Here is a 22310-nt window from a genome sequence, read left to right on the forward strand (position 1 = left end):
CATATGCTTATTTCTTTGAAACGAACGGATTCCCCTCGTAATAAAAACGCCACGGATAATGTACAGCTTCTTCTGCATAGGCGATGTTAATACGAGGACCTGCTGTTATTTGATATTGTGATGACATGTGTTCTTCTTCTCGGACGAGTTCAATATGTAATGTGTCACTTTGTAACGATACGCCGCGTTCTTCTAAAGTAATTCCGAGTGCACGGCATAGTTTGCCAGGACCGTTCGTTAAATTTTTATATTGTGCCTTCGTAACGTCTGTTTTGTTGTAACGTGCTAGTTTTATTTCTTCAATCCCGTCTACTGGTTCAAGGGCTCGAATGAGAATGCCTTGCGGGGTGCCAACTGGCGCTGTAATGACGTTAAAACAATGATACATACCATAAATTAAATATACGTAAGCATGCCCCGGTGCGCCAAACATGACTTCTGTACGGTCCGTTCGTCTGCCGCCGTAACTATGTGCGGCCTTATCATCGGGACCCTTATATGCTTCTACTTCTACAATGATTCCGCTTCGTTTTACCCCGTCTACAATATGTACAAGTTTTTGTCCGAGTAATTTCTTTGCGACTTCTAACGTATCGCCTTCATAAAAGGAAGGGGGTGCTTGCATTGTACTATCTCCTTTGCTGAGTGTATATGTATATAGTAAACCAAATTTTCAGTAGTAATTCTAACTCGTTCTATTTGTTACATTTATTTCATAAATTATGGATAGAGTACAACAGCGAAGAGGGGGAGTGCGACATGATTTATCGCTTACTAGCTCTTAATATAGATGGGACACTACTATACAACAACGGAAAAATCGCAAAAGGATTAAGAGAAACAATTGAATTTGTGAAAAGAAAAGATGTATACGTTACATTATTTACGAGCCGTAATTTTCAGTCCGCTCATAAAGTTGCAAAGGCGTTAAAATTAGATTCTATATTAGTGACACACGGCGGTGCTTTCGTTTCAGCAACGATGGATAAACCGTACGTTCAAAGAAGATTATCGGAAGAGAAGACGTTTAACATTGTGCAAGTGTTAGAGCACTTCGATTGTAACGTCCGCATTTCTCATGAACGGTTTTCAATCGGAAATCGTGAGAGAAATACACCAAACTTAATTGCGCGTACTGTATTATCAAGCGCAGATCCGTTATTTTATCCAGTTCAGTTTGTAGACTCGTTAGGTGATGCGCTTCGTGATCATCCAGTAGCGGCGCCAAAAATTGATGTGATTTTCCAAAGTAAAGGTGAAAAAGAACGAGGGTTAAATACATTACGAAAAGCATTCCAAGATATAGAGTATGTTGAGTGTGATTCAAAACGAATAGAAATTTTGCCGCAAAATGTATCAAAATTACGCGGATTACAATTGCTTGGAGAGCATTTAAATATTTCGCTAAACGAAATGGTTGCGATTGGAGATAGTTTAGAAGATCTAGAAGTAATTGAAAATGTAGGGCTTGGTGTAGCGATGGGGAACTCGCCAGTAGAGTTAAAACAAGCAGCTGACTGGATTACACGTTCGAATAGTGAGAACGGTGTAGAGTATATGATTAAAGAACATTTTCGTAAGCAATTCCCGCTTCCATTTTTGAAGAATCATAAAAATACACCGAAACGATGAAAGAAAAACGTAGCTTTTTGGCTACGTTTTTTTGTTAGTTTTATTCGAAAAATGAAAACGTTTTACCGAATAAATTGTGTCTGAAGTTCATACAATTCACTTGAATCATTTAGAAAATTGTTGTAAAGTGGTTGATGTTGCCAAAATAGTTACACCACATGAAATATTCTCCAGATTAATTTTATTGAGCTCCATATGCAAAAATACTTCCGCATGATAGTTTCGTTCACGTATTATCTCAAAAATGAATTGTAGTAATTTTATTGATCAGTTGTAGAGTTTCTTGTTTTTATTTAAATGGATGATTTTAAGTTATTGTGAGTAAGCCTTGGTACATATGAAAGGTGCTTTTTTGTTTGGTTTTAGGAAGTTTAAAAGGGGGAATGAATTTCTTGAGGAAATCATTTAATCAAAAAATAAAAAAATTAAGTAGTAGTTTTATAGTTATGTTACTAGTATGTATGAATTTTTTAATCCATTTACCATATAAAGCAGAGGCAGCTACAACAGAATTAAAAGGTTTAGGTGATGTATCTTATTACAATGCAATCATTTTTGGAGATCATAGTGCAACGAGTGCGGATATTGAGGGTGCGATGGCTGTTCAAAAAAATATGAACGCATCAAGTTATACAGTCTTAGCGGCTGCAACGGGAGCGCATAACTTAGCTGGAGCAACATGGGTAGATGAAGGATATCCATCATTATTACTAGGTGGTCAATTTACGAAAGCGGGAACAGGACAAGTAATTATTCAAGATGGAACAGTGGCGATGACAAAAGATGGTGATCCAGAAGGTGCAATGAAATTATCATATGACCGCATCTCTTATAAAGAGCAAGCGGAGATTGATGCTAAATTTAAAGAATTTAGAAAAGACGTTGATAGCGTAATTGAGGATGCGGGCCAATTACATACGGATAAACCAAAATCGGGTATGACCTTTGGGATCGGTGAAGATGTAAATAATCCTAATATTTATGTCTCTTCAGGATTAGAAGGGCAAGAACCATTCAATGTAAAGGATGTTTATCTTCCAAATGTAAATAACAAAGATTTTATTGTTATTCATTCAGATGCGGAAGAAGTTAATTTTGGTGGCGGTGCAATCTTGTATGATACAACAGATAAGGGCGGGTTCACATTAGTTAATACATCTCAAGCATATGACCCTAATTCCTTTTTTACTGAGTTAGCTAGTAAAGTCATTTGGGTGTTCCCTAATGCTACAAAGATAACAACTAAAGGATATGGTGTAGTAGGAAGTGTATTTGCGCCTAATGCAGTTGTAGAGACAAAAGGTGGCTCTATTAACGGACAAGCCTATGTTGGTGGCTTACATCAAAGAGATGGATTTGAGGTTCATAATTTTAAATTTAATTGGCCGAAATGGAATAAGCCATCCGTTGAAAAAGTAACAGGTCAATTTGAAATTGTAAAAGTTGATGCAAGTGATGAAACAAAGTTATTACCTGGTGCCGAATTTGAAGTGTATAAAGATGGTAAACAAATAGATACATTACGAACAGATAAGACAGGTAAAGTAATCTCTAAGAAATTAGAACCAGGTAAATATACATTAAAAGAAACGAAAGCACCAGAGGGATATAAATTACTAAAAGAAGAAATTGAAGTTACTGTGGAAGAGAACAAAGTAGTACCGGTAATAGTTAAAAATGTGAAAGCGTTGGGAAGCTTACAGGTAGTCAAAAAGGATGCTGAGAGCAGAAATGTGCTAGAAGGCGCGGAATTTAGACTAAAAAACGAAAATGGTCAAATAGTTGGAGAGGCGAAAACAACAAATAAAGATGGTGTTGTTACATTTGAAAACTTAGTGCCAGGTAAGTATACGTTAGAAGAAACGAAAGCACCAGAAGGTTACAAAGCGATAGACGCTACAGTAGAAGTAAACGTTGTAGCAAATAAAGTAGCGAAAAAAGAAGTATTGAATGAAAAAGAACCAAGTAAAGGTCCAGAAAATCCAGGTGAGGAAACAGAAAAACCAGGTGGAGAAACAGAAAAACCAGGTGAAGAAACAGAAACACCGGGTGGAGAAACAGAAACACCGGGTGGAGAAACAGAAAAGCCAGGTGAAGAAACAGAGAAGCCAGGTGAGGAAACAGAAAAACCAGGTGGAGAAATAGAGAAACCAGGTGAAGAAACAGAGAAACCAGGTGAAGAAACAGGAACACCGGGTGAAGAAACAGAAAAACCAGGTGGAGAGATAGAAAAACCAGGTGAAGAGACAGGAACACCGGGTGAAGAGACAGGAACACCGGGTGAAGAAACAGAGAAACCAGGTGAAGAAACAGGAACACCGGGTGAAGAAACACAGAAACCAGGTGAAGAAACAGAGAAACCAGGTGAAGAGACAGGAACACCGGGTGAAGAAACACAGAAACCAGGTGAAGAAACAGGAACACCGGGTGAAGAAACAGAGAAACCAGGTGAAGAAACAGGAACACTGGGTGGAGAAACAGAAACACCGGGTGGAGAAACAGAAAAGCCAGGCGAAGAGACAGAGAAACCGGGTGAAGGAATGGTAAACGTAGATAAAGAACAACCAACCTTACCAGAAAAAGGACAAGATGCATCTCATGCACAACGCCTTCCAGCCACAGGACATGATATGAATTATCTTCCATTCGTTGGTTTTGCCCTTGTTTTATTAGGAATACGACTTAGATTTATGATTAAAAATAGTTAATAGTTTTATAAAAGGCATAAGAGAAATGTTATCTCTTATGCCTTTTAGTTTTTTGTTTAAGCTTCAATAACTTTAAGCATTCGATTTAAAAAAGCGGCTGATTCAGCACGTGTTGCTGTGCCTTTTGGTACGAATTCATTACGCTCGTTCCCTTTTACGATTCCGTATGCGTAAACATTTTGTAATGCCTTCTTATCGTATGCTAAATTTTGATCAGTGAATGGTAATTTCATTTCTTTTCTATAAATCCAGTTATATGCTAATGCACGGTCAATCATAATAACAGCTTCATCACGTGTTATTGTAGCGGTTGGATCAAATTTATTATTTCCGCGACCACTAATGATACCTGCGCTAGCAGCACGGTTAATTCCATCTACTAAAGATGGATGCGCTTCGTTTAAATCTGTAAATTTAGCGTTTCCGGCAGGTAATTTTAAAGCTCGCGACATTAAATTCGCAAATTCAGCTCGTGTTACGAGGCGGTTTGGCCAGTAAGAACCATTTCCATCACCGAACATAATTTTCCTAGCTGCTAACTGACGAATATCTTGTTCATACCATCCACCTGTAATGTCGTCTTTTTCATGAGGGACTTCTGGCGGCGGAATAACATCTTTACGGTGTTCATTATAGTAAGCGTTTGTGCCCTTTAAGAAAGCATCCCATTGCCCGCGTTGAATCATAAATGCAGGGCAGTTTTTTCCGCTCCAAAATTGATGCTTTTGCACGTGATCTAGAGATATGTTTAATTCGTTCATTAAATAAGCAGCTAATTTCCGGGCATTTTCTACCGCTTTCGTATAATTTCCATCACTATTCACAGCAATTTCAATTCCGATAGATTCATAGTTTCCGGTCTTATTTCCAGCATGCCAACCAACTTCATTTAATGGAAGGTGTTGATAAATTTCTTTATCATCGACAGTAAAATGCCAAGATGCTGAACGATCAGTATTTCCGCGGGCTTGACTATCTAAGTACTTCGCATGATTTAACGCGTTAGCACCTTTACTCGTATTAGCAGTTTCATGAATTGTAATGTATTTCGGTTCCATTGCGTATCCAGGACGAATGTTTTCATTCCCTTTTGGAACGATCATTTCTTTAAATGTAACACCATAAACGTTATTTGTAGGCAAATTAGATGGTGTTTTGAAGAAAGTTGCGCTTCTTTTTTCGATAGAACCTGTTTTTTCAAATAATGATGCTTTCGTACCTTCGAATGTAGCTGAAGGAGCATAAATCCATTTCTCAGTTCCGTTCAGTTGAATTTTAAACCAATTTCCAGCTTGTTCAGTAGGAGCTACTGTTTGTGGCTGTAATATCGTTTCTTCTTTAAACGATTGGAAAGGGAATGAGTATACTGATGTTTCTTCAGTTACAATTAGTTTTTGATTTGAAAGTTTATGAATCTCTTGTATTTCTAAACTATTATTTTCCTTATTAACCGAACCAGAACCGGATGTAGTTTGTACGTAATATGTATTACCTTTTTTCTTCGTTGCCTTTACTACTCGTTCAGTAATTTCAATATTTGTTTTGGTTTTTAAGTCGTTTGCATCGTATAGTGGAAGTTTTGTTGATAAGTGGAGAAGATATTCACCTGAGATTTCAAGGTCGTTTTCCTCGTCATGTCTATGCTGCTTTGCATGTTCTTCAATGCTTTTTAAAGCTTGTTCATCAATAGACAATTCCGCAGTTTTCTCTATATTTTCTGCGAATGAAAGGGTAGGTGCTACAAATGTTTGTAATGCCAAAGTTAGTGCCAAAATGTTGTAAAACCTTTTTTTCATAGTTGTTTTTTAACACGTTATAGTATCTATGTCGTGTTAACAGTCCTCCTTTAGATGTATTTTAAATTAGTAGCAAGTACTAATACGTTCTAGATTGTAACAAGAGTATATTACAATGTCTATACAACTAAGAAAAGTTCGTGAAAAACCAATATTCAGTTTGTTTTAAATAGGATATAGAAATAAGGTAAAACCTTCTGTATTGACCTACAAACGCCCTTCAAGTAAACTAAAGAGAGTTTGCAAATGAAAAGGTGATAATGTTGTTAATTTCAATTAAAACGTTACAAGATGATCGTTTTTTACGTCCGCTGCAAAATATTGGCGGCTTATTTTTTGAAGATAGTAAGATTGGGTTTGAACAAGAGGAAGCAAATCTTATCGTTGATATACACATTGAAGAGAATGTGAAAGCATCTGCTCGTTTAACAGATGTTGCTACTGGAAATGTGTATGAAGAAACATTCGCAAAAGATTTATCTGCTTTCACAGATGAAAAAGAGCGTATGAAGCAAGTGAAGCACGTTGTTTCTTATGTATATCTTTCTGTTCTTCAGCAGTTAACTGGTCTTGAACAAAGCTGGGGCATTTTAACAGGAGTTCGTCCGACAAAACTTCTTCATAAAATGCTTCAAAGTGGTATGTCAAAAGAAGAAGCACACCAAGAACTTCGTGAAAGCTATTTAATTCATGAAGAGAAAATTGAACTTCTTCAGCGTATTGTGGATTGCCAATTAGCGGTAGTTCCGGATTTATACCGTTTGAAAGAGGAAGTAAGTATTTATATCGGTATTCCATTCTGCCCAACAAAATGTGCATATTGTACATTCCCGGCGTATGCAATTAACGGACGCCAAGGTTCTGTTGATTCATTCTTAGGTGGTTTACATTATGAAGTTCGTGAAATTGGTAAGTTTTTAAAAGAAAAAGGTGTAACAGTTACGACGATTTATTACGGCGGCGGTACACCGACAAGTATTACAGCGGAAGAGATGGATATGCTGTATGAAGAAATGTATGAAGCGTTCCCAGATGTGAAAAATGTGCGTGAGGTAACAGTTGAGGCAGGTCGCCCAGATACAATTACGCCAGCAAAACTAGAAGTGTTAAATAAATGGAATATTGACCGCATTAGTATTAATCCGCAGTCATACCATCAAGAGACATTAAAAGCAATTGGACGTCATCATACTGTAGAAGAAACAATTGAGAAGTATCACTTAGCTCGTGAAATGGGAATGAACAATATTAATATGGACTTAATTATTGGTCTTCCAGGTGAAGGGCTAGATATTTTCAAGCACACGTTAGATGAGACAGAAAAGTTAATGCCAGAATCGTTAACAGTTCATACGTTATCATTTAAACGTGCTTCTGAAATGACGCAAAACAAACGTAAATATAAAGTAGCAGGTCGCGAAGAAATTACAGCGATGATGCATGAAGCAGAAGAGTGGACGCAAAAGCATAATTACGTACCATATTACCTATATCGTCAAAAGAATATTTTAGGTAACTTAGAGAACGTTGGTTATGCAATGCCGACGCAAGAAAGTATTTATAACATTGTTATTATGGAAGAAGTTCAATCGATTATCGGACTTGGTTGTGGTGCATCAAGTAAATTTGTTCATCCGAAGACAGGTGCAATTACGCACTTCGCAAATCCGAAAGATCCAAAATCATATAACGATGGCTTCGTAAAATATACAGAAGACAAACTGAAAATTTTAGAAGAGCTATTTGTATAAGAAGAAAGAGGTTGTTCCAATTTGGAACAGCCTCTTTTTTATATTGTTGTGAGTAAGTTGCTATAATTTCATTTACCAAGAGACCACACTGTTTGTAAAACTATGTCGATAATAATCAGAAAAATTAGTCAAAACATTAGAGGACAATGTCTACTTATGGACGAAATGATAGATTTATGAAAGAGAAAAGGGGGAAATTGTTGGCATGTACATGACGATAGGGAGAATATTTGATTTAGCGGTTGGTAAGTATCCAAATAAAGAGGCGTTAGTAGAGCCGGAAAAAAATATTCGCTGGACATATAAACAGTGGGATGAGCAAATAAATAAAACGGCGCAAGCTCTGTTGAAAGAAGGGGTAAGAAAGGGAGATACTGTATCTGTCTACTTATATAATTGCCGTGAATTTGTAAACGTTTACTTAGCCTGTGCGAAAATTGGGGCAATCTTTAACCCGATTAACTTCCGTTTAAAAGCAAAAGAATTATCGTATATCCTTCAAGATGCAGCTTCGAAAGTAGTAGTCTTTGAAAAAGCGGTTGAATCAACTGTTGCTATCATTGAACGCGATTTTCCAAATTCGGCTTTTTGGTATGTAGAAGAAGATACACCTTCCTATGCTAGTTCTTACCATGAAAAAGTTAATGCGGCATCTTCTGAGAAAATAGATATCGAAATTGATGAAATGGATTATTGTTCTATGTTATATACGAGCGGTACGACAGGTCATCCGAAAGGCGTATTGCATCGTCATCGTGAAATGACTGAGCATAGTATGATTTGTACGTATTTCTTAAAATATAATAGAGATAGTGCCGGACTTGTTGTAGCACCTTTATATCATTGCGGCGAGTTAAATGCTGGAATCATTCCGCGCATTCAAGTTGGCGGAAAGAATGTTATTTTGCATCATTTTGATACGGATAGAGTATTACATACGATTCAAGAAGAGAAGATTACGACGTTTTTTGCAGCACCGACGATGTGGAATATGTTACTGCAAAAAGATTTAACACAGTACGATTTAACGTCGATGAAGATTGGTATATATGGCGGAGCGGCGATGGCACCAGCATTAGTGAAGGAATGTAAAGAACGTCTTTATATTGATCTTGTACAAATTTACGGAATGACAGAAATGGGGCCAGTTGTTGCGTTTCTCGTAGAAGAAGATCAAATTACGAAAGCGGGTTCAGCAGGCACGCCATGCTTTAGTCATGAAATTCGCATTGTAAAACCAAGCGAAGATGCACCAGCAGAACCGGATGATGTATTGCCTCCTTATGAAGTTGGGGAGATTATTTTGCGCGGCCCGACTATGATGGCTGGTTATCATAACCGAGAAGAAGCAAATGCAAAATCGATGTATAAAGGATGGTATCACTCGGGTGATTTAGGTTATTTCGATAAAGATGGCTATTTATTCGTCGCAGATCGTGTGGATGATATGGTAATTAGCGGCGGCGTTAATATTTATCCACGTGAAATTGAAGATTTCCTTCATAGTCATCCTGGTGTATTAGATGTTGCAGTGCTTGGAGAGCCAGATGAATTATGGGGAGAACGTGTTGTGGCTGTTATTGTAAAGAAAGATGAAGCGATTACCGACGATGATTTAGAAATATATTGTAAAGAAAGTGATGAATTAGCAGATTATAAACGTCCGCGTCATTATTTATTTGTGGATGAACTGCCCCGTAATGCGAGTGGAAAATTACAGAAGTTTGTGCTTAGAGAGTCTTTAAAAGGAGCAAAAAAATAGAAAGTGGGGGATACCCACTTTCTATTTTTATTTACGTGAAAAACCTTCTTCATCAAGGTATTCCGCAGCTTCTGGATAAGAGTTGAATGTACCGTCTAAGTTTACACCAGCGTACACGTTCCACATATCATCCTCTGAGATAAGAGTAAGGATATGACCGTCTTCGTTATGCCATTCTTCTTCTTTTGCAGGTTCTGCAGGAATTACTACTTCTTCTTGTGAAAGTAATTCAATTGATTGCTCGATTACTGAGCGTAATTCATCTGCTGAAAATTCGCGGATGTTAATCATACCTTTATCATCCGTTTTGTAACCTTTAATACCACTTGCATATACAAAGCCGTTTCCATTTGGATGTAAGTGATAAACAACGTTCTTTTTATCTAAACGACTTTCTTCGAAGTGAAAGTTCACGCGTTTTAATGATACGTTTTTTCTTTCTAATTCAGGGAAAGATTCAATAATCGATAATTTTTCTTCAAAAGTTAGCATAGTGCCTCCAAATATATAATAAAAGATTTAATTTATCTATTATAGCATAGTTATAATGGTTTCCAAAGATGTGATGGGAGCTTACAATTGAATGCGTTTACGTCACGATACTGTAAAAAGTGGACTAACGAATGTATCTTTTTAGGTGTACAATGGAAAATGGACTTAATGTGAAGGTGGTTATTTATATGTTTCAAAAAATAGCAAAGGAATGTTTAGCTGGTTTTACTGTTGCGATTGTTGCGTTGCCACTTGCCATTGCATTTGGTATTGCTGCAACGGGAACGTCTGAGGGAGCACTAGTCGGATTGTATGGTGCGATTTTTGCAGGTTTATTTGCGGCGTTATTTGGTGGTACACCTGGGCAGGTAACTGGGCCAACTGGACCGATTACGGTTATTGCAACAGGGGTTATTGCGACGCACGGGTTAGAGGCGAGTTTTATAGCCTTTATGATGGCGGGACTGTTTCAAGTTTTATTCGGTGTATGTAAGCTTGGCTCTTACGTTCGATACATTCCGTATCCTGTCGTTTCAGGATTTATGAACGGTATTGCATTGATTATTATTTTAGGTGAAATGAAGCATGTGCAAAATAGTTTTCTACTCGTAGTATTAACGATTATTGTAATGATTGTTTCTGGAAAATGGATTAAGGCCATTCCGTCTAGTTTAGTTGCATTAGTCGGTGTAACTGCTTTGCTTCCTTTATTTTCTTCTGCGTTAGAAGGGCTTTCAGTGAAGTTACCGATTATTGGAAATCTGTCATTAAATAAGGTGATTGAAAAGATTGGAATGATTCCAGAAGCGATGCCGACGCTTCATATTCCAACTTTAAGTGGAACAGGGATCGCAGAACTTATTTTACCAGCGCTTAGTATTGCTTTATTAGGATCGATTGACTCGTTGTTGACATCGGTCGTAATGGATAATGTGACAGGTACACGTCATAAAAGTAATAAAGAACTGGTCGGACAAGGTATCGGTAATATGATGAGCGGGTTGTTTGGCGGATTAGCAGGGGCAGGGGCGACTGTACGGTCTATCGTTAATATAAGAAGCGGTGGTAAAACGGCGCTTTCAGCATCTATGCATAGTGTTATATTATTTATTTTCATTATGGGACTAGGCTCGGTCGTACAATACATTCCGCTTGCTGTATTATCAGGTATTTTAATTTTAACTGGTATTGGCATGTTTGATTGGGAAAGCATGAAGAAAATGCATGTAGCACCAAAAGGTGATGTCATTGTTATGCTCGTAACGATGGTTGTCACAGTGAAGTTTGATTTAATGATCGCTGTTGCATTCGGAATTATTCTTTCGTTCCTTATATACATGGTAAAATGTAAAGAACGTAAAGCTTCTATTGTAAAAGAAAAGGAAGCGACGTATAAAATTAAAGGCCCACTTTCTTTTTTAACAGTGGATCGTATTTTTTATGCTTTACAAGACGTAAAGTCTCCAGTTGTTTTACGTATGAAAGATGTACGCTATATGGATGTATCAGGAGCTATGGCGTTGTTAACCTTTGTTGAGCAGTCGGATAAAGCGGGCGCGAGTGTGACGCTGGAACATGTACATCCGCATGTTGAAAAGACGATAGTGACGCTGGCGAATGATGAGCAAAAAGATAAATTACAGTTTGTAAAAGCTGAGGTTATATAAGGAGATGCCCTCGTATGAGGGTATTTTTTCATTGTATTTAATATCTCTATATAGAAATGTTTTACGATTATTGACATTTATTAATCTTAGCAGTATAGTAACATCTTAGATTAGCAATATGCTATTATAAGAAGGTATATGAATTTTGAGATTCCTTTATATTCAGAAGGAAGAGCTTTAAGCTGGAGGGAATATTTGATGTACAAACAGTTACCACATGGAGTGAAGATCGGGATTACGCGATCAATTGTTGTTTCTTTTGAGAAGTATATGAAAGAAATTGAATGGAATGAAGAAAAATTTGATATGCAGCAATTTGTTGAACAGTGGAAACAATATTTATACACAAAATCAACTTGGATTAATAAAGTAGACGAAGAGTTGAAAGGACATCCAGATTTCCATCAAGCATTAGCGATGAAAGTGAATGAAAAAATTAACGAGTTTATTAATGAAAAACCGAGTGAAGAGCAAGTAGAGCATTTAAAGAGGCATGAAATGCAACACGCAGATGAAATGTGCAAATTAGAAGCTGAATATCATATTGAACGTTTATTAGTAACGAAGTAAATTTTACATAAAGAATAAGCCTGTCCAAGGAGGTGTGATGACCATCTTTTTGAACAGGCTTTTTGTATGAAAAAGAATAAGAGAGGCTGCTTTGGAAGCAGCCTCTCTTATTAGTCTTGTGGTACAAACGCTTTCCAAGAAGATAGATCCATATCTTCTTTTAATATAGATGAAGCAGGGAAGACAAATGACCACGGTTTTGTAGTGTTCGCTTTAATTTCAAGATTCGGTAATGTGAAAGCACCTTTCACAACAACTGCACCAGAAGCATCTTCAATATGAAGAGGAAGCTGCTCTAGTTGAATGTTGTCTTTGCAACCGTTACGAATAAGAAGTGTTGTATGTAAATCACCGTTTTCTTTTCTTGCAGCTTGCAGACCTAGGAAGTTAATTTCACCATCATTTGGAGGTGTTAAATTGTCTACGAAATTACGTAAAGCTTCTTTGCTTGCTTCAGGTAACTGAGCTTCCCAAGATGGGTCTAAATCTAATGCATGCTTACTTTCAAGTTCAAACGCTAATTCCCAATCTGTTTGCGATAATTCGGCATCTGTAATTGTTTCTTGCTCAAATGTAAAGATGAATGGCATATTTACATTTGCAGGAATATCTCCTAATGCAGAAAGGTTAAATGTTTTGCGGGCACATAGTTTCTTCTCTTTATTTAGAAGAATTAATGTAACCTCTTCGAAAGAAATTGGTTTCGGAACAGTGCTACGAATAAATACAGCTACGTCATAACCATTATCACGTTTTTCAATCTCAATTCCAGATAAAGAAATTTGATATTCTTGTAAACGTGTTAGTTCTTTATGTAAAAATTGATAAATGTATTTTTGTTCTTGTGCTACTGCACCCCAGCTTGGGTGGAAGTAAAGCGTTGGTTTAACAGTTTTATTTTCAGTATTTGTTTCTTCTTGTCCGAATAATTGATTACTAGAGACAGTCGTATCTTTTCCGCTTTTCTTAGCTCTTTTTAGGAATGATAACATTATCTTTCACCTCGTTATTGTACGTTTTCAGGAACACCTAAATGTCTTGCAACATAGCGGCACATTTCTTTTTCGAAATTACCATATGTGTATAAAAAGATATCTAAACCTTCTTTTTGATACAGACGAGTAGGGTCTTCTTGTTGATATTGTCTTAGCCCGATGCCTTCTTTTAGGTGGGTCATCGCATCTAAGTGATTTACCCAGTTCTGATCTAGGAAATGAAGGGCAACATATCGTAGCGACTGCTGTAAATCAGTATGGCTATTTAGTTCATTTACGCGCTCTTTATAAAGAGATAATGTTTCTTTCAAAACGGATTGTAAATCTTCCGGTGAATGTACATTATTCGCTGATAGTGATGGCATATTTGTTACTGGTAAAATTTCGTTTATATTTTCTGTTAAACGAGCGAAATCCCATTCTTCCGGAAGCATACCTTCTAAAAGATGTTGCTTAGAAATGGCGTCTACAGCGTGATCAATCATTGGAATAATGATTTCAATCATATTTATATCTTCTTGTAACAAGTTATTACGTAATTTATAAATAACGTTACGTTGGTCATTTATTACATCATCTAACTTTAAATTGTACTCGCGCATTGAGAAATGGCTACCTTCACAAATTAATTGTGTACGGTTCACGAAGTCATGAACTTTAGAAGTTAGAATAAGTCCTGTTTCATCTGACTTCAGTGATTTATTTAATTTCTCCATTTCTTCATGTGCGAAACGTTTTAGCATTTCATCTTCTAAAGAAAGGAAGAACTGAGAGCTACCTGGATCTCCTTGACGACCAGCACGACCTTTTAATTGATTGTCAACGCGTCTTGATTCATGGCGTTCTGTCCCGATCACATGTAATCCACCAATCTCATGGACACCCTCACCTAGTAAAATATCAGTACCTCGTCCGGCCATATTCGTCGCAATTGTAATTTGTCCTTTTTGTCCAGCGGTTGCGATTAAATCCGCCTCTTGTTCTGCGCTTTTTGCATTTAATAATTGATATGTAATATGCGCTTCATCTAAGTAACGAGCAACGGTTTCTGATTGTAAAATAGACATTGTCCCAATTAAAATCGGGCGTCCTTGTTTATTGTGTTTTAGAACATCTTCACGTACAGCTTTATATTTAGCATCGGCTGTTACGTACACGACGTCATTTTTGTCTTCACGAATGATAGGACGGTTTGTCGGAATTGGCATAACTTCCATGTTATATACACGGTTAAATTCTTTTTCTTCTGTTTTTGCTGTACCTGTCATACCAGATAATGCTGGATACATACGGAAGAAGTTTTGAATTGTAATGGACGCTTGTGTTTGGTTTTCTTCAGTGATTTCTAAACCTTCTTTGGCTTCAAGAGCTTGGTGTAAACCATCACTTAAAGAGCGACCATCCATAACGCGGCCTGTGAAAATATCTACAAGTAGAATTTTTTCATCGTGTACAATATAGTCAACATCACATTGGAAAGCGACATGAGCTCGTAATGCTTGAATCATATAATGATATAAAGTTTGATGTTCTAAATCATATAGGTTATCGATATCAAATAAATCTTCTGTTTTTGTAATACCGTCTTCTGTAAAACTAGCAGATTTCGTTTCTGCATCGTACGTGTAATGAAGAGTATCCTGGAATGACTTAATAACTTTTGCACATAAATAGTGTAAATCAGAGCTGCTTGATTTCTTACCAGCGATAATAAGAGGCGTCTTCGCTTCATCAATTAAAACGCTATCAATCTCATCGATAATAGCAAAATGATAGGGACGTTGTACCTGCTCATTTTTTGAAGAGGCCATATTATCACGTAGATAGTCAAAGCCAAATTCTGTTCCAATACCATATGTAATATCAGCTTCGTAAGCAAGTTTCTTTTCGGCAGGATCGATTTGAGGAATATTCAATCCAACCTTTAAACCTAGAAATTCATGAACTTGGCCAATTAATTCTTTATCTCGTTTTGCTAAATAGTCGTTTACAGTAATAACGTGAACGCCTTTTCCTTCAAGAGCACGTACGTATGTTGGAAGAGAAGAAACTAATGTTTTTCCTTCGCCGGTTGGCATCTCTGCAATATTAGCTTCTAATAGTACAAGGCCACCAATTAACTGCACATCGTAGTGACGTAATCCAAGTACACGCTTTGCAGCTTCACGTACAACAGCGAACGCCTCTACTTTTATATCATCCACTGTCTTTCCATCGTGTAGCATGTTTTTAAATGTGATAGTTTTATGACGTAAGTCTTCATCAGATAAATCAGATAGTTTTTCTTCTAGATTATTAATTGCTTGAACAAGTTGTTCATATTTTTTTAGTTTTCTCTTTTGAGAATCTCCTAACAGCTTTTTTACCGAATTCAGCATGTTGTAAACACTCCTCTTACTGACAATAGCTACATTATAGCACATGTCTATCCTGAATAAGTAGAAGTAGTAAATTGAAGAAAAATCTGGATAAAAATAAGGTGTTATTACATATGATATATTTAAAAGCCGTAAAGAAAGAGAGTATTCAATGTATAATAAATTTGGTATGATAGCTAAATGAGATAAAGTGAAATTTTTCTAAAAAGAGAAGAATATAGTTATCTCGTTTTATGATGTAATATGTATGGAAATTATATATTGAAAGAAAAGAGCTAGAAGATGAATAATAAGTTTGTGAAAGGCGCTGCGATTTTAACGATTACAACGTTTTTATCGAAAGTGTTGGGAAGTTTTTTTCAAATCCCATTACAAAATATAGCAGGAGATGAAGTGCTTGGAATTTTCCGCCTTGTTTTTCCTGTATATATGATAGCTTTAACTTTATCAGTAGCGGGAGTACCGCTAGCTATATCACAGTTAATCGCTGAACTTCATGAGAAGAATGATAAAGATGGGATTGCTAAACTATTTACGTCAGCATCTATTATTGGAGTAATATTTGGGGTGCTTGGATTCTCGGTTATTATGATTGGATCAAGTATGTTTGCAAATATGCTTGGTGGACAAGATACAAGACTCCCATTAATTGTCACTTCGTTTGCTTTATTAATCGCACCATATATGGCGGTATATCGAGGGTATTTCCAAGGTTTTGGAGATATGATTCCTACCGGGGTGTCACAAGTAATTGAGCAGTTCATTCGTGTTTTCTTTATGTTAGCAATTGCATTCTTATTCGTATCTTGGAATAAAGATAGTGATGTTATAACAGGCGGTGCAATGATTGGTTCTTGCCTTGGGGTAATTACGTCACTTATTTATTTGAGATTGAAGTATGTAAAAAGTATATATCGTTATAAAAGTAATACATATTCACTGCAAGACTTTAAAAAAAATTCCAAAAAAATACTTCGGGTCTCGATTCCAATTGCGATTGGAGCATTATCGATGCCGTTGTTAAATTTAGTTGATTCTGTAACGATTCCACATATGTTGCATGAATCCACTACAACGATTCAAGAACAATTTGGTATATATAGTCGTGGCTTTGCGTTTACACAATTAATTGTCGTGTTTGCAAGCGCGATGGTATTTCCGTTAATCCCGTTGTTAACCGCTGCATTAACAAAGAAAGATATAGCGTTAGCAAAACACACAATTGAACGAACAAATGAGCTTGCTCATGTTTTAACAACGCCGATAACAATCTGGCTCATGGCACTTACAGTCCCGTTAAATGTTGGGTTGTTTACAGATGCTAAAGGGAGCGGCATGTTAGCTATTTTAATTGGTAGTTCGTATTTCACATCACTTATGGTATTATCAATAGGAATTTTGCAAGGAATTAACCGTTCTAAGCAAGCGGCGTGGATAGTTGTTGGAGCGAGTTTTGTAAAAGTCATATTAAATATAGTACTTGTAAGTCAATTTGGCATAACTGGTGCGGCTTATAGTACACTTATCATATATATCATGATTTGTATCGTAAATTATATATACATTCGAAAAGAATTGGCTTATTCGATTCGCATGGGGAGATTTTTTGCTGTAATTGGAGTATCTAGTATAGTAGGTATAGGATTATATTTCACATCTACTGTAATAAATGTGGTAGATTCTAGACTTATTGCAGTAATATATAGTGGTTTAGCATTTTGTGTGGCCTTTTTCATATATGGCATATGCGCATTAAAGTTGAACTGGATATCCAAAAAGCAAATTCCATTTTTACGTAAGTAAATTTGTCTATAAATGAGTAGGGCTATTTATATGTTTGTGAAAGAAATCAATTTGAAGTTATCCAACTTTTCTTATTAAAGAGTTGATAGCAATTTGTTGAATGACAAAAGTTGATTGCGAAATGTTGGAGGAGATTAAGAGTGCGGTTAGTTTTATCAGGATATTATGGTTTTTATAATGTTGGGGACGAAGCAATTTTGCAATCAATTATTAAAGCGCTACATGAAGAGGATCCTACTCTTGAGCTTGTTGTACTTTCGAATGACCCCGACTATACAAGAAAAATGTACGGTGTAGAGGCAGTAAATCGCTGGGATATAAGAGCAATTTATAAGGAAATAAAGAAAAGTAACGGTTTAATTAGCGGAGGGGGAAGTCTCCTTCAAGATAAAACGAGTATTAAAAGCATTTTGTACTATACAGGTATTATGCGGATTGCTCGTTTTTTGAAGAAGCCGTATTATATTTATGCGCAAGGAATTGGTCCAATTACGAAAAGACAAAATCGTTTATTAGTGAAATGGCAAGTATCAAAAGCGGCATATATATCAGTTCGTGATGAAGATTCATTTTTGTATTTAAAAGAAATGGGTATTAAGAAAGAGATCGAACTAGTTCCAGATCCAGTATTGGCATGTCAACCAGAAGGAATGAAGTCGGAGTGGCTGCAAAAACATTCGATTCAAGGGAAAGTAATTGCAGTTAGTGTGAGGTATTGGGACGCGAAAGAAGATTATATGAAGAAGCTAGCAGATACGCTGAAAAAATTTAAGCGTGAAGGGTATCATATTTTATTCGTACCAATGCATGGACCATTTGATCAAAATGCATCACGCGATATTATTAACTTAATGGGAGAAGAAGCTCATATGCTTCCGTATAAGCTGGATATTCATGAGAAAATTTCAATTTTGTCGGAATGTTCGCTTCTAATAGGTATGAGACTTCATGCGCTTATATTATCAGCGGTTGCTAATATTCCTATGGTCGGTATTTCATATGATCCAAAGATCGATTCATTTTTACAACAAGTAAATCAGCCGATTATCGGAAACGTAGATGGTGACTGGACGGCTGAAACTTTGTATAACGTGGCAACGAAACAACTAGAACAAAAAGAATATGTACAAGCAACATTGGAACAAAGAGTAGAAGAATTGCGAGAACAAATTTCAACAGCGTCTCGCTACATCATAAGCGACTTGAATTCAAAAGAGTTCGAAAAAAGGGGAATGTAATCTTAATTTAAGAGGACATCCTCTTTTTTTATTATTTAAAAAATAGAAAATGTCGAAAGAAAATAAATATTTGTAGAAAAATGTCGAATTGTATGAATGATTTTGAATGTATGCTCATAAAAATGAAATTTGAGAGATAAGATGTATGTTTGATAATCCTAATATTCTTATATAGAGAATGTTAGGATTATGCGTTTTATTTGGTAAATTATAAGAAAATAGGTTTGGTAATTTTTAAAAATGAGAATGTAATAAAAATGTCGAATTATATAAAAATAAGCTGTCGATTAATGTCGTAATATCTTCATAGTTAAATATTGAAATTGGAAACGTTTTTCTGTTATAGTTGTAAATGGTTATAAGAAGATTGTTAAAAATGTAATTCTGACGCGTTTTTCCGTTCGTTTAAAATATTCTGATTTTATAATCTGGATGTTTTAAAATAAAAGTCGAAAAAATGATCGTTCAGAATTTCGAAAATTCACTTTTTTGTCGAATTTGAGATTTTAAATTGGATGAAAAGAGTGTATGATTTCTTTAAGATTCTGTAATATAGGATATTCTATTATTCTGTACAAAGAATACGTTAACCACATTTATATCTACTAGTTTCAAAAATAAATAGAATATCTATTTAAAAACTTATGGAACTAGTATTACATTCCTAAGGAGGAAATATATAAAATGGCAAAGACTAACTCTTACAAAAAAGTAATCGCTGGTACAATGACAGCAGCAATGGTAGCAGGTGTTGTTTCTCCAGTAGCAGCAGCAGGAAAATCATTCCCAGACGTTCAACCTGGTTCTTGGAGTGCAGAGTACATTGATTATTTAGTAGCAAAAAAAGCAATCGAAGGTAAGCCAGACGGAATATTCGCTCCAACTGAAGCAATTGACCGTGCTTCTGCAGCGAAAATCATGGCAATTACATTAGGTTTAGACGTTAAAGATGGTGCAAAACCAACTTTCAAAGATGCTCAAGATTCATGGGCTGCTAAATATATCGCAGCTGTTGAACAAGCTGGTGTAATTCAAGGGGATGAAACTGGTAAGTTTAATCCAAACAACCAAATTAATCGTGCTTCTATGGCAACAATGATCGTAAAAGCATACAAATTAGAAAGCAAAGTAAGCGGACAATTAGAAACTAAATTCTCTGATTTAGAAAAGCACTGGGGTAAAAAAGCTGCTAACATCTTAGTTGCTTTAGATATCACTAATGGTACTGGTAATGGTTGGGAGCCAGATAAATCTGTAACTCGTGCAGAAGCTGCTAAATTTATTGCTAAGACTGACATGCAGTTCGGACAAAAAGCAGAAGCTAAAGTTGAGTCTATTAAAGCAATCAACGCTAAAGAGATCGAAGTTAAATTCGGTACTGAAGTTAAAGATGTAACTGCTGCAAACTTTGCAGTTGTAGAAGGTTCAAAAGAACTTGATATTGAAAAAGTTGAGTTAAGCAAAGATAAAAAATCAGCAACTATTACATTAAAAAATGCACTTGTAAATAAACAAGCTTATGTTGCACATGTTAAAGATGTTAAATCTGTAGATGGAAAAGACATTCCAAAAGCATTAGAAGTAATTTTCTTTAACGATGAAGTAGCTCCAACTGTATCTACAGTATCTACTCCAGACGGAAATGTTAAAGTAGTATTCAGTGAAAAGTTAAGTGCAGATGAAGTAACTGTTGTTATTAACGGTACGAAATTCACAGCTGCTCCTGTAGACAATACAGTTACATTAACAAAAGCTGATGTTGCATCTGTAGTTAAAAACGGTGAAGCGTTTAACGTAATCGTAACTGGTGCTAAAGATTTAGTTGGTAACACAATGGAAATGTATGAAGGTAAAGCTACTTATAAAGTAGAAAAAGATGTTACAGCTCCAGAAGTTAAAGAAGTTAAAGTAAAAGAACTTGCTGAAGGCGTAGCTACATTAGAAGTTACATTCTCAGAAGAACTTTCTGCAGAAGGTAAAGTAGTAGTTAAAAAAGGTAATAAAGTAGTAGAAGGTACTACAATCGCTCTTGATCAAGATACTACAAAAGCAATTGTTACAGTACCGGGAGCTCTTACAGAGAAAGAAACAGCTGCAAACATTACAGTTGAATTTGTTGGCTACAAAGATGCAGCTAACAATGTAGGTACTAAAGTAACTAAAGAAGTAAAAGTTACAAAAGATGTTGTAGCTCCTAACTTCGTAAAAGTTGAAGCTAATGAAAATAAAGCAGCAACACTTACTTTCGATAAAGATGTAACTGCGCAAGAAGGAAAACTTCGTGTAATTAACTTAGATACAAGTAAAGATGTAACTAAAGAAGTAGCTGTTGCTCCAGTTGAGGATAATAAAAAAGCTATCACTTTAACATTCCCAGAAAAGGGTAACTATAAAGTTGCTGCTACAAAAGGATTTGTAAAAGATACAGCTGGTAATGAATCTGCAGCATTTACTAAAGAAGTAAAAGTTGTAGAGAAAAAAGAAGAAGGTAAAAAAGATGAAGTAGCACCAAAAGCAACTAAAGTTGAGCGTGTTGCAGATAGCAAAACTAAGTTTACAGTAACATTTGATAAAGAAGTAAAAGGTGGCCAAGGCACTGATTCAGCTGCTAATGTAAACAACTACACATTAGCTGGTGCTAAATTACCAGAAGGTACTTTAATCGTTGTTAATGCTGATGGAAAATCAGTAACAATTGAATTACCAGAAACATTCACTTTCGAAAAAACAGAAACAGTGAAATTTACAGTAGCTAACGTTGCAAATAAAGACGGAGTAAAAATGGGTACAACAAACTTATTAGTAAATGTTGTAGATACAAAAGCTCCTGAATTCAAATCGGCTAAAATTACAAAAGTTGATGCTAAAGAAATCACTTTAACATTCTCTGAAGCTGTAAACATTGATACAAATGACTTCACAGTTGATTTAAACGGTGTAGCATTAACTGTAGCAAAAGCTGACGAAAAAGCAGAAACTGTAGTTCTTAAAGTAACAGCTCCAGCAGATGTTAACTTAGCAACTGGTACAGTAACAGTAAAAGCTAAAGAACTAGAAAATAATGCTAAATATGAGTTCAAGACTACTGACAAAGCAGGAAATGCACTTGCTGCTTTCAAATCAGTAACAGCAACTCGCTAATTGAAATTTATTTCAATGAAAAGAGTCCACAATATGTGGGCTCTTTTTTTGTCTGATTTTTTATATAAAAAGAGATATGAAAAGTAGATCATATTTTGCAAATTAGTAGTTCGTTTTATTGAGAAACAAATCGAAAACGTTTTCAAAAATAGAAGAATACCTCATCGATATGTAAATTATTTGTAAATTAAAACCTTTTTTTGTTAAAAAATCATTCGAAAAGAAGAAGAAAATGTCGAAATACAATATTTTTAGTCGGATATAGTCTGAAAATTGTATTTATTGTAAAAAATAATTAAGTGATGAAGTGGAAATATATGCTATAATTCCAATTGTGTATTCGATATGAAAAATATACGAAGCGCAGTGAGGGTGGT

General features: G+C 35.8%; 14 protein-coding genes. 9 read left to right on the forward strand and 5 right to left on the reverse strand.

Annotation, left to right across the window (positions count from 1 at the left end; translation table 11 throughout):
* Positions 1 to 7: 7 nt before the first annotated feature.
* Positions 8 to 625: a DNA-3-methyladenine glycosylase gene (locus tag MKX31_RS02735; RefSeq protein WP_340979876.1), complete on the reverse strand. Its 618-nt coding sequence runs from the start codon at positions 623 to 625 to the stop codon at positions 8 to 10.
* 134 nt (positions 626 to 759) lie between these two features.
* On the opposite strand from MKX31_RS02735, the gene MKX31_RS02740 reads away from it, so the two are divergent.
* Complete coding sequence (locus tag MKX31_RS02740) at positions 760 to 1632, forward strand: Cof-type HAD-IIB family hydrolase (protein ID WP_048562434.1); 873 nt, start codon at positions 760 to 762, stop codon at positions 1630 to 1632.
* Positions 1633 to 2024: 392 nt separating this feature from the next.
* Positions 2025 to 4340, forward strand: coding sequence for a SpaA isopeptide-forming pilin-related protein (locus MKX31_RS02745; protein ID WP_340979880.1), 2316 nt, complete (start codon positions 2025 to 2027; stop codon positions 4338 to 4340).
* Between the two features lie 56 nt (positions 4341 to 4396).
* On the opposite strand, the gene MKX31_RS02750 is transcribed toward MKX31_RS02745, so the two are convergent.
* Positions 4397 to 6136 carry an S-layer homology domain-containing protein gene (locus MKX31_RS02750; RefSeq protein WP_340979881.1) on the reverse strand — a complete coding sequence of 580 codons (1740 nt, stop codon included), beginning with the start codon at positions 6134 to 6136 and terminating at the stop codon, positions 4397 to 4399.
* A 260-nt stretch (positions 6137 to 6396) separates the two neighbouring features.
* Between MKX31_RS02750 and MKX31_RS02755 the strand changes: the two genes are divergently transcribed.
* Positions 6397 to 7887, forward strand: a complete 1491-nt coding sequence (locus tag MKX31_RS02755; RefSeq protein WP_340979882.1) for a coproporphyrinogen III oxidase — start codon at positions 6397 to 6399, stop codon at positions 7885 to 7887.
* 205 nt (positions 7888 to 8092) lie between these two features.
* Positions 8093 to 9649: a fatty acid--CoA ligase gene (locus MKX31_RS02760; RefSeq protein WP_064473717.1), complete on the forward strand. Its 1557-nt coding sequence runs from the start codon at positions 8093 to 8095 to the stop codon at positions 9647 to 9649.
* A 27-nt stretch (positions 9650 to 9676) separates the two neighbouring features.
* Here the strand turns inward: MKX31_RS02760 and MKX31_RS02765 are convergent, their stop codons facing one another.
* Positions 9677 to 10141, reverse strand: coding sequence for a hypothetical protein (locus tag MKX31_RS02765; protein WP_064473718.1), 465 nt, complete (start codon positions 10139 to 10141; stop codon positions 9677 to 9679).
* Positions 10142 to 10329: 188 nt separating this feature from the next.
* On the opposite strand from MKX31_RS02765, the gene MKX31_RS02770 reads away from it, so the two are divergent.
* Positions 10330 to 11808 (forward strand): SulP family inorganic anion transporter, encoded by a 1479-nt coding sequence (locus MKX31_RS02770; RefSeq protein ID WP_257133739.1) that lies wholly within the window; start codon positions 10330 to 10332, stop codon positions 11806 to 11808.
* A gap of 198 nt (positions 11809 to 12006) precedes the next feature.
* Entirely contained in the window at positions 12007 to 12378 is a 372-nt protein-coding gene (locus tag MKX31_RS02775) for a hypothetical protein (protein WP_064473720.1), read from the forward strand.
* A gap of 110 nt (positions 12379 to 12488) precedes the next feature.
* Here the strand turns inward: MKX31_RS02775 and MKX31_RS02780 are convergent, their stop codons facing one another.
* Both MKX31_RS02780 and secA2 read right to left on the reverse strand, forming a co-directional pair.
* The gene (locus tag MKX31_RS02780; protein ID WP_087979592.1) at positions 12489 to 13370 is read right to left on the reverse strand and encodes an accessory Sec system S-layer assembly protein; all 882 of its coding nucleotides are present in this window, start codon (positions 13368 to 13370) and stop codon (positions 12489 to 12491) included.
* Between the two features lie 14 nt (positions 13371 to 13384).
* A complete protein-coding gene (gene secA2 / locus MKX31_RS02785) occupies positions 13385 to 15751 on the reverse strand; it encodes an accessory Sec system translocase SecA2 (RefSeq protein ID WP_098275418.1) in 2367 nt (788 codons plus the stop codon).
* 282 nt (positions 15752 to 16033) lie between these two features.
* On the opposite strand from secA2, the gene MKX31_RS02790 reads away from it, so the two are divergent.
* From MKX31_RS02790 to MKX31_RS02800, 3 genes are all read left to right on the forward strand, one after another.
* Positions 16034 to 17554 (forward strand): putative polysaccharide biosynthesis protein, encoded by a 1521-nt coding sequence (locus MKX31_RS02790; protein WP_098537933.1) that lies wholly within the window; start codon positions 16034 to 16036, stop codon positions 17552 to 17554.
* Positions 17555 to 17694: 140 nt separating this feature from the next.
* A complete protein-coding gene (gene csaB / locus MKX31_RS02795) occupies positions 17695 to 18792 on the forward strand; it encodes a polysaccharide pyruvyl transferase CsaB (RefSeq protein WP_087979595.1) in 1098 nt (365 codons plus the stop codon).
* A gap of 684 nt (positions 18793 to 19476) precedes the next feature.
* Positions 19477 to 21933, forward strand: a complete 2457-nt coding sequence (locus MKX31_RS02800; protein WP_340979889.1) for an S-layer homology domain-containing protein — start codon at positions 19477 to 19479, stop codon at positions 21931 to 21933.
* Positions 21934 to 22310: the final 377 nt, after the last annotated feature.

Origin of the sequence: Bacillus sp. FSL M8-0063 (assembly GCF_038005545.1) — a bacterium.
GTDB lineage: Bacteria > Bacillota > Bacilli > Bacillales > Bacillaceae_G > Bacillus_A > Bacillus_A wiedmannii.

Bases quoted from the DNA above. Each gene is read 5' to 3' on its own strand.
- MKX31_RS02735 (WP_340979876.1), bottom strand. From the start codon at position 625: ATGCAAGCACCCCCTTCCTTTTATGAAGGCGATACGTTAGAAGTCGCA.
- MKX31_RS02740 (WP_048562434.1), top strand. From the start codon at position 760: ATGATTTATCGCTTACTAGCTCTTAATATAGATGGGACACTACTATAC.
- MKX31_RS02750 (WP_340979881.1), bottom strand. From the start codon at position 6,136: ATGAAAAAAAGGTTTTACAACATTTTGGCACTAACTTTGGCATTACAA.
- MKX31_RS02755 (WP_340979882.1), top strand. From the start codon at position 6,397: ATGTTGTTAATTTCAATTAAAACGTTACAAGATGATCGTTTTTTACGT.
- MKX31_RS02760 (WP_064473717.1), top strand. From the start codon at position 8,093: ATGTACATGACGATAGGGAGAATATTTGATTTAGCGGTTGGTAAGTAT.
- MKX31_RS02765 (WP_064473718.1), bottom strand. From the start codon at position 10,141: ATGCTAACTTTTGAAGAAAAATTATCGATTATTGAATCTTTCCCTGAA.
- MKX31_RS02770 (WP_257133739.1), top strand. From the start codon at position 10,330: ATGTTTCAAAAAATAGCAAAGGAATGTTTAGCTGGTTTTACTGTTGCG.
- MKX31_RS02775 (WP_064473720.1), top strand. From the start codon at position 12,007: ATGTACAAACAGTTACCACATGGAGTGAAGATCGGGATTACGCGATCA.
- MKX31_RS02780 (WP_087979592.1), bottom strand. From the start codon at position 13,370: ATGTTATCATTCCTAAAAAGAGCTAAGAAAAGCGGAAAAGATACGACT.
- secA2 (WP_098275418.1), bottom strand. From the start codon at position 15,751: ATGCTGAATTCGGTAAAAAAGCTGTTAGGAGATTCTCAAAAGAGAAAA.
- MKX31_RS02790 (WP_098537933.1), top strand. From the start codon at position 16,034: ATGAATAATAAGTTTGTGAAAGGCGCTGCGATTTTAACGATTACAACG.
- MKX31_RS02800 (WP_340979889.1), top strand. From the start codon at position 19,477: ATGGCAAAGACTAACTCTTACAAAAAAGTAATCGCTGGTACAATGACA.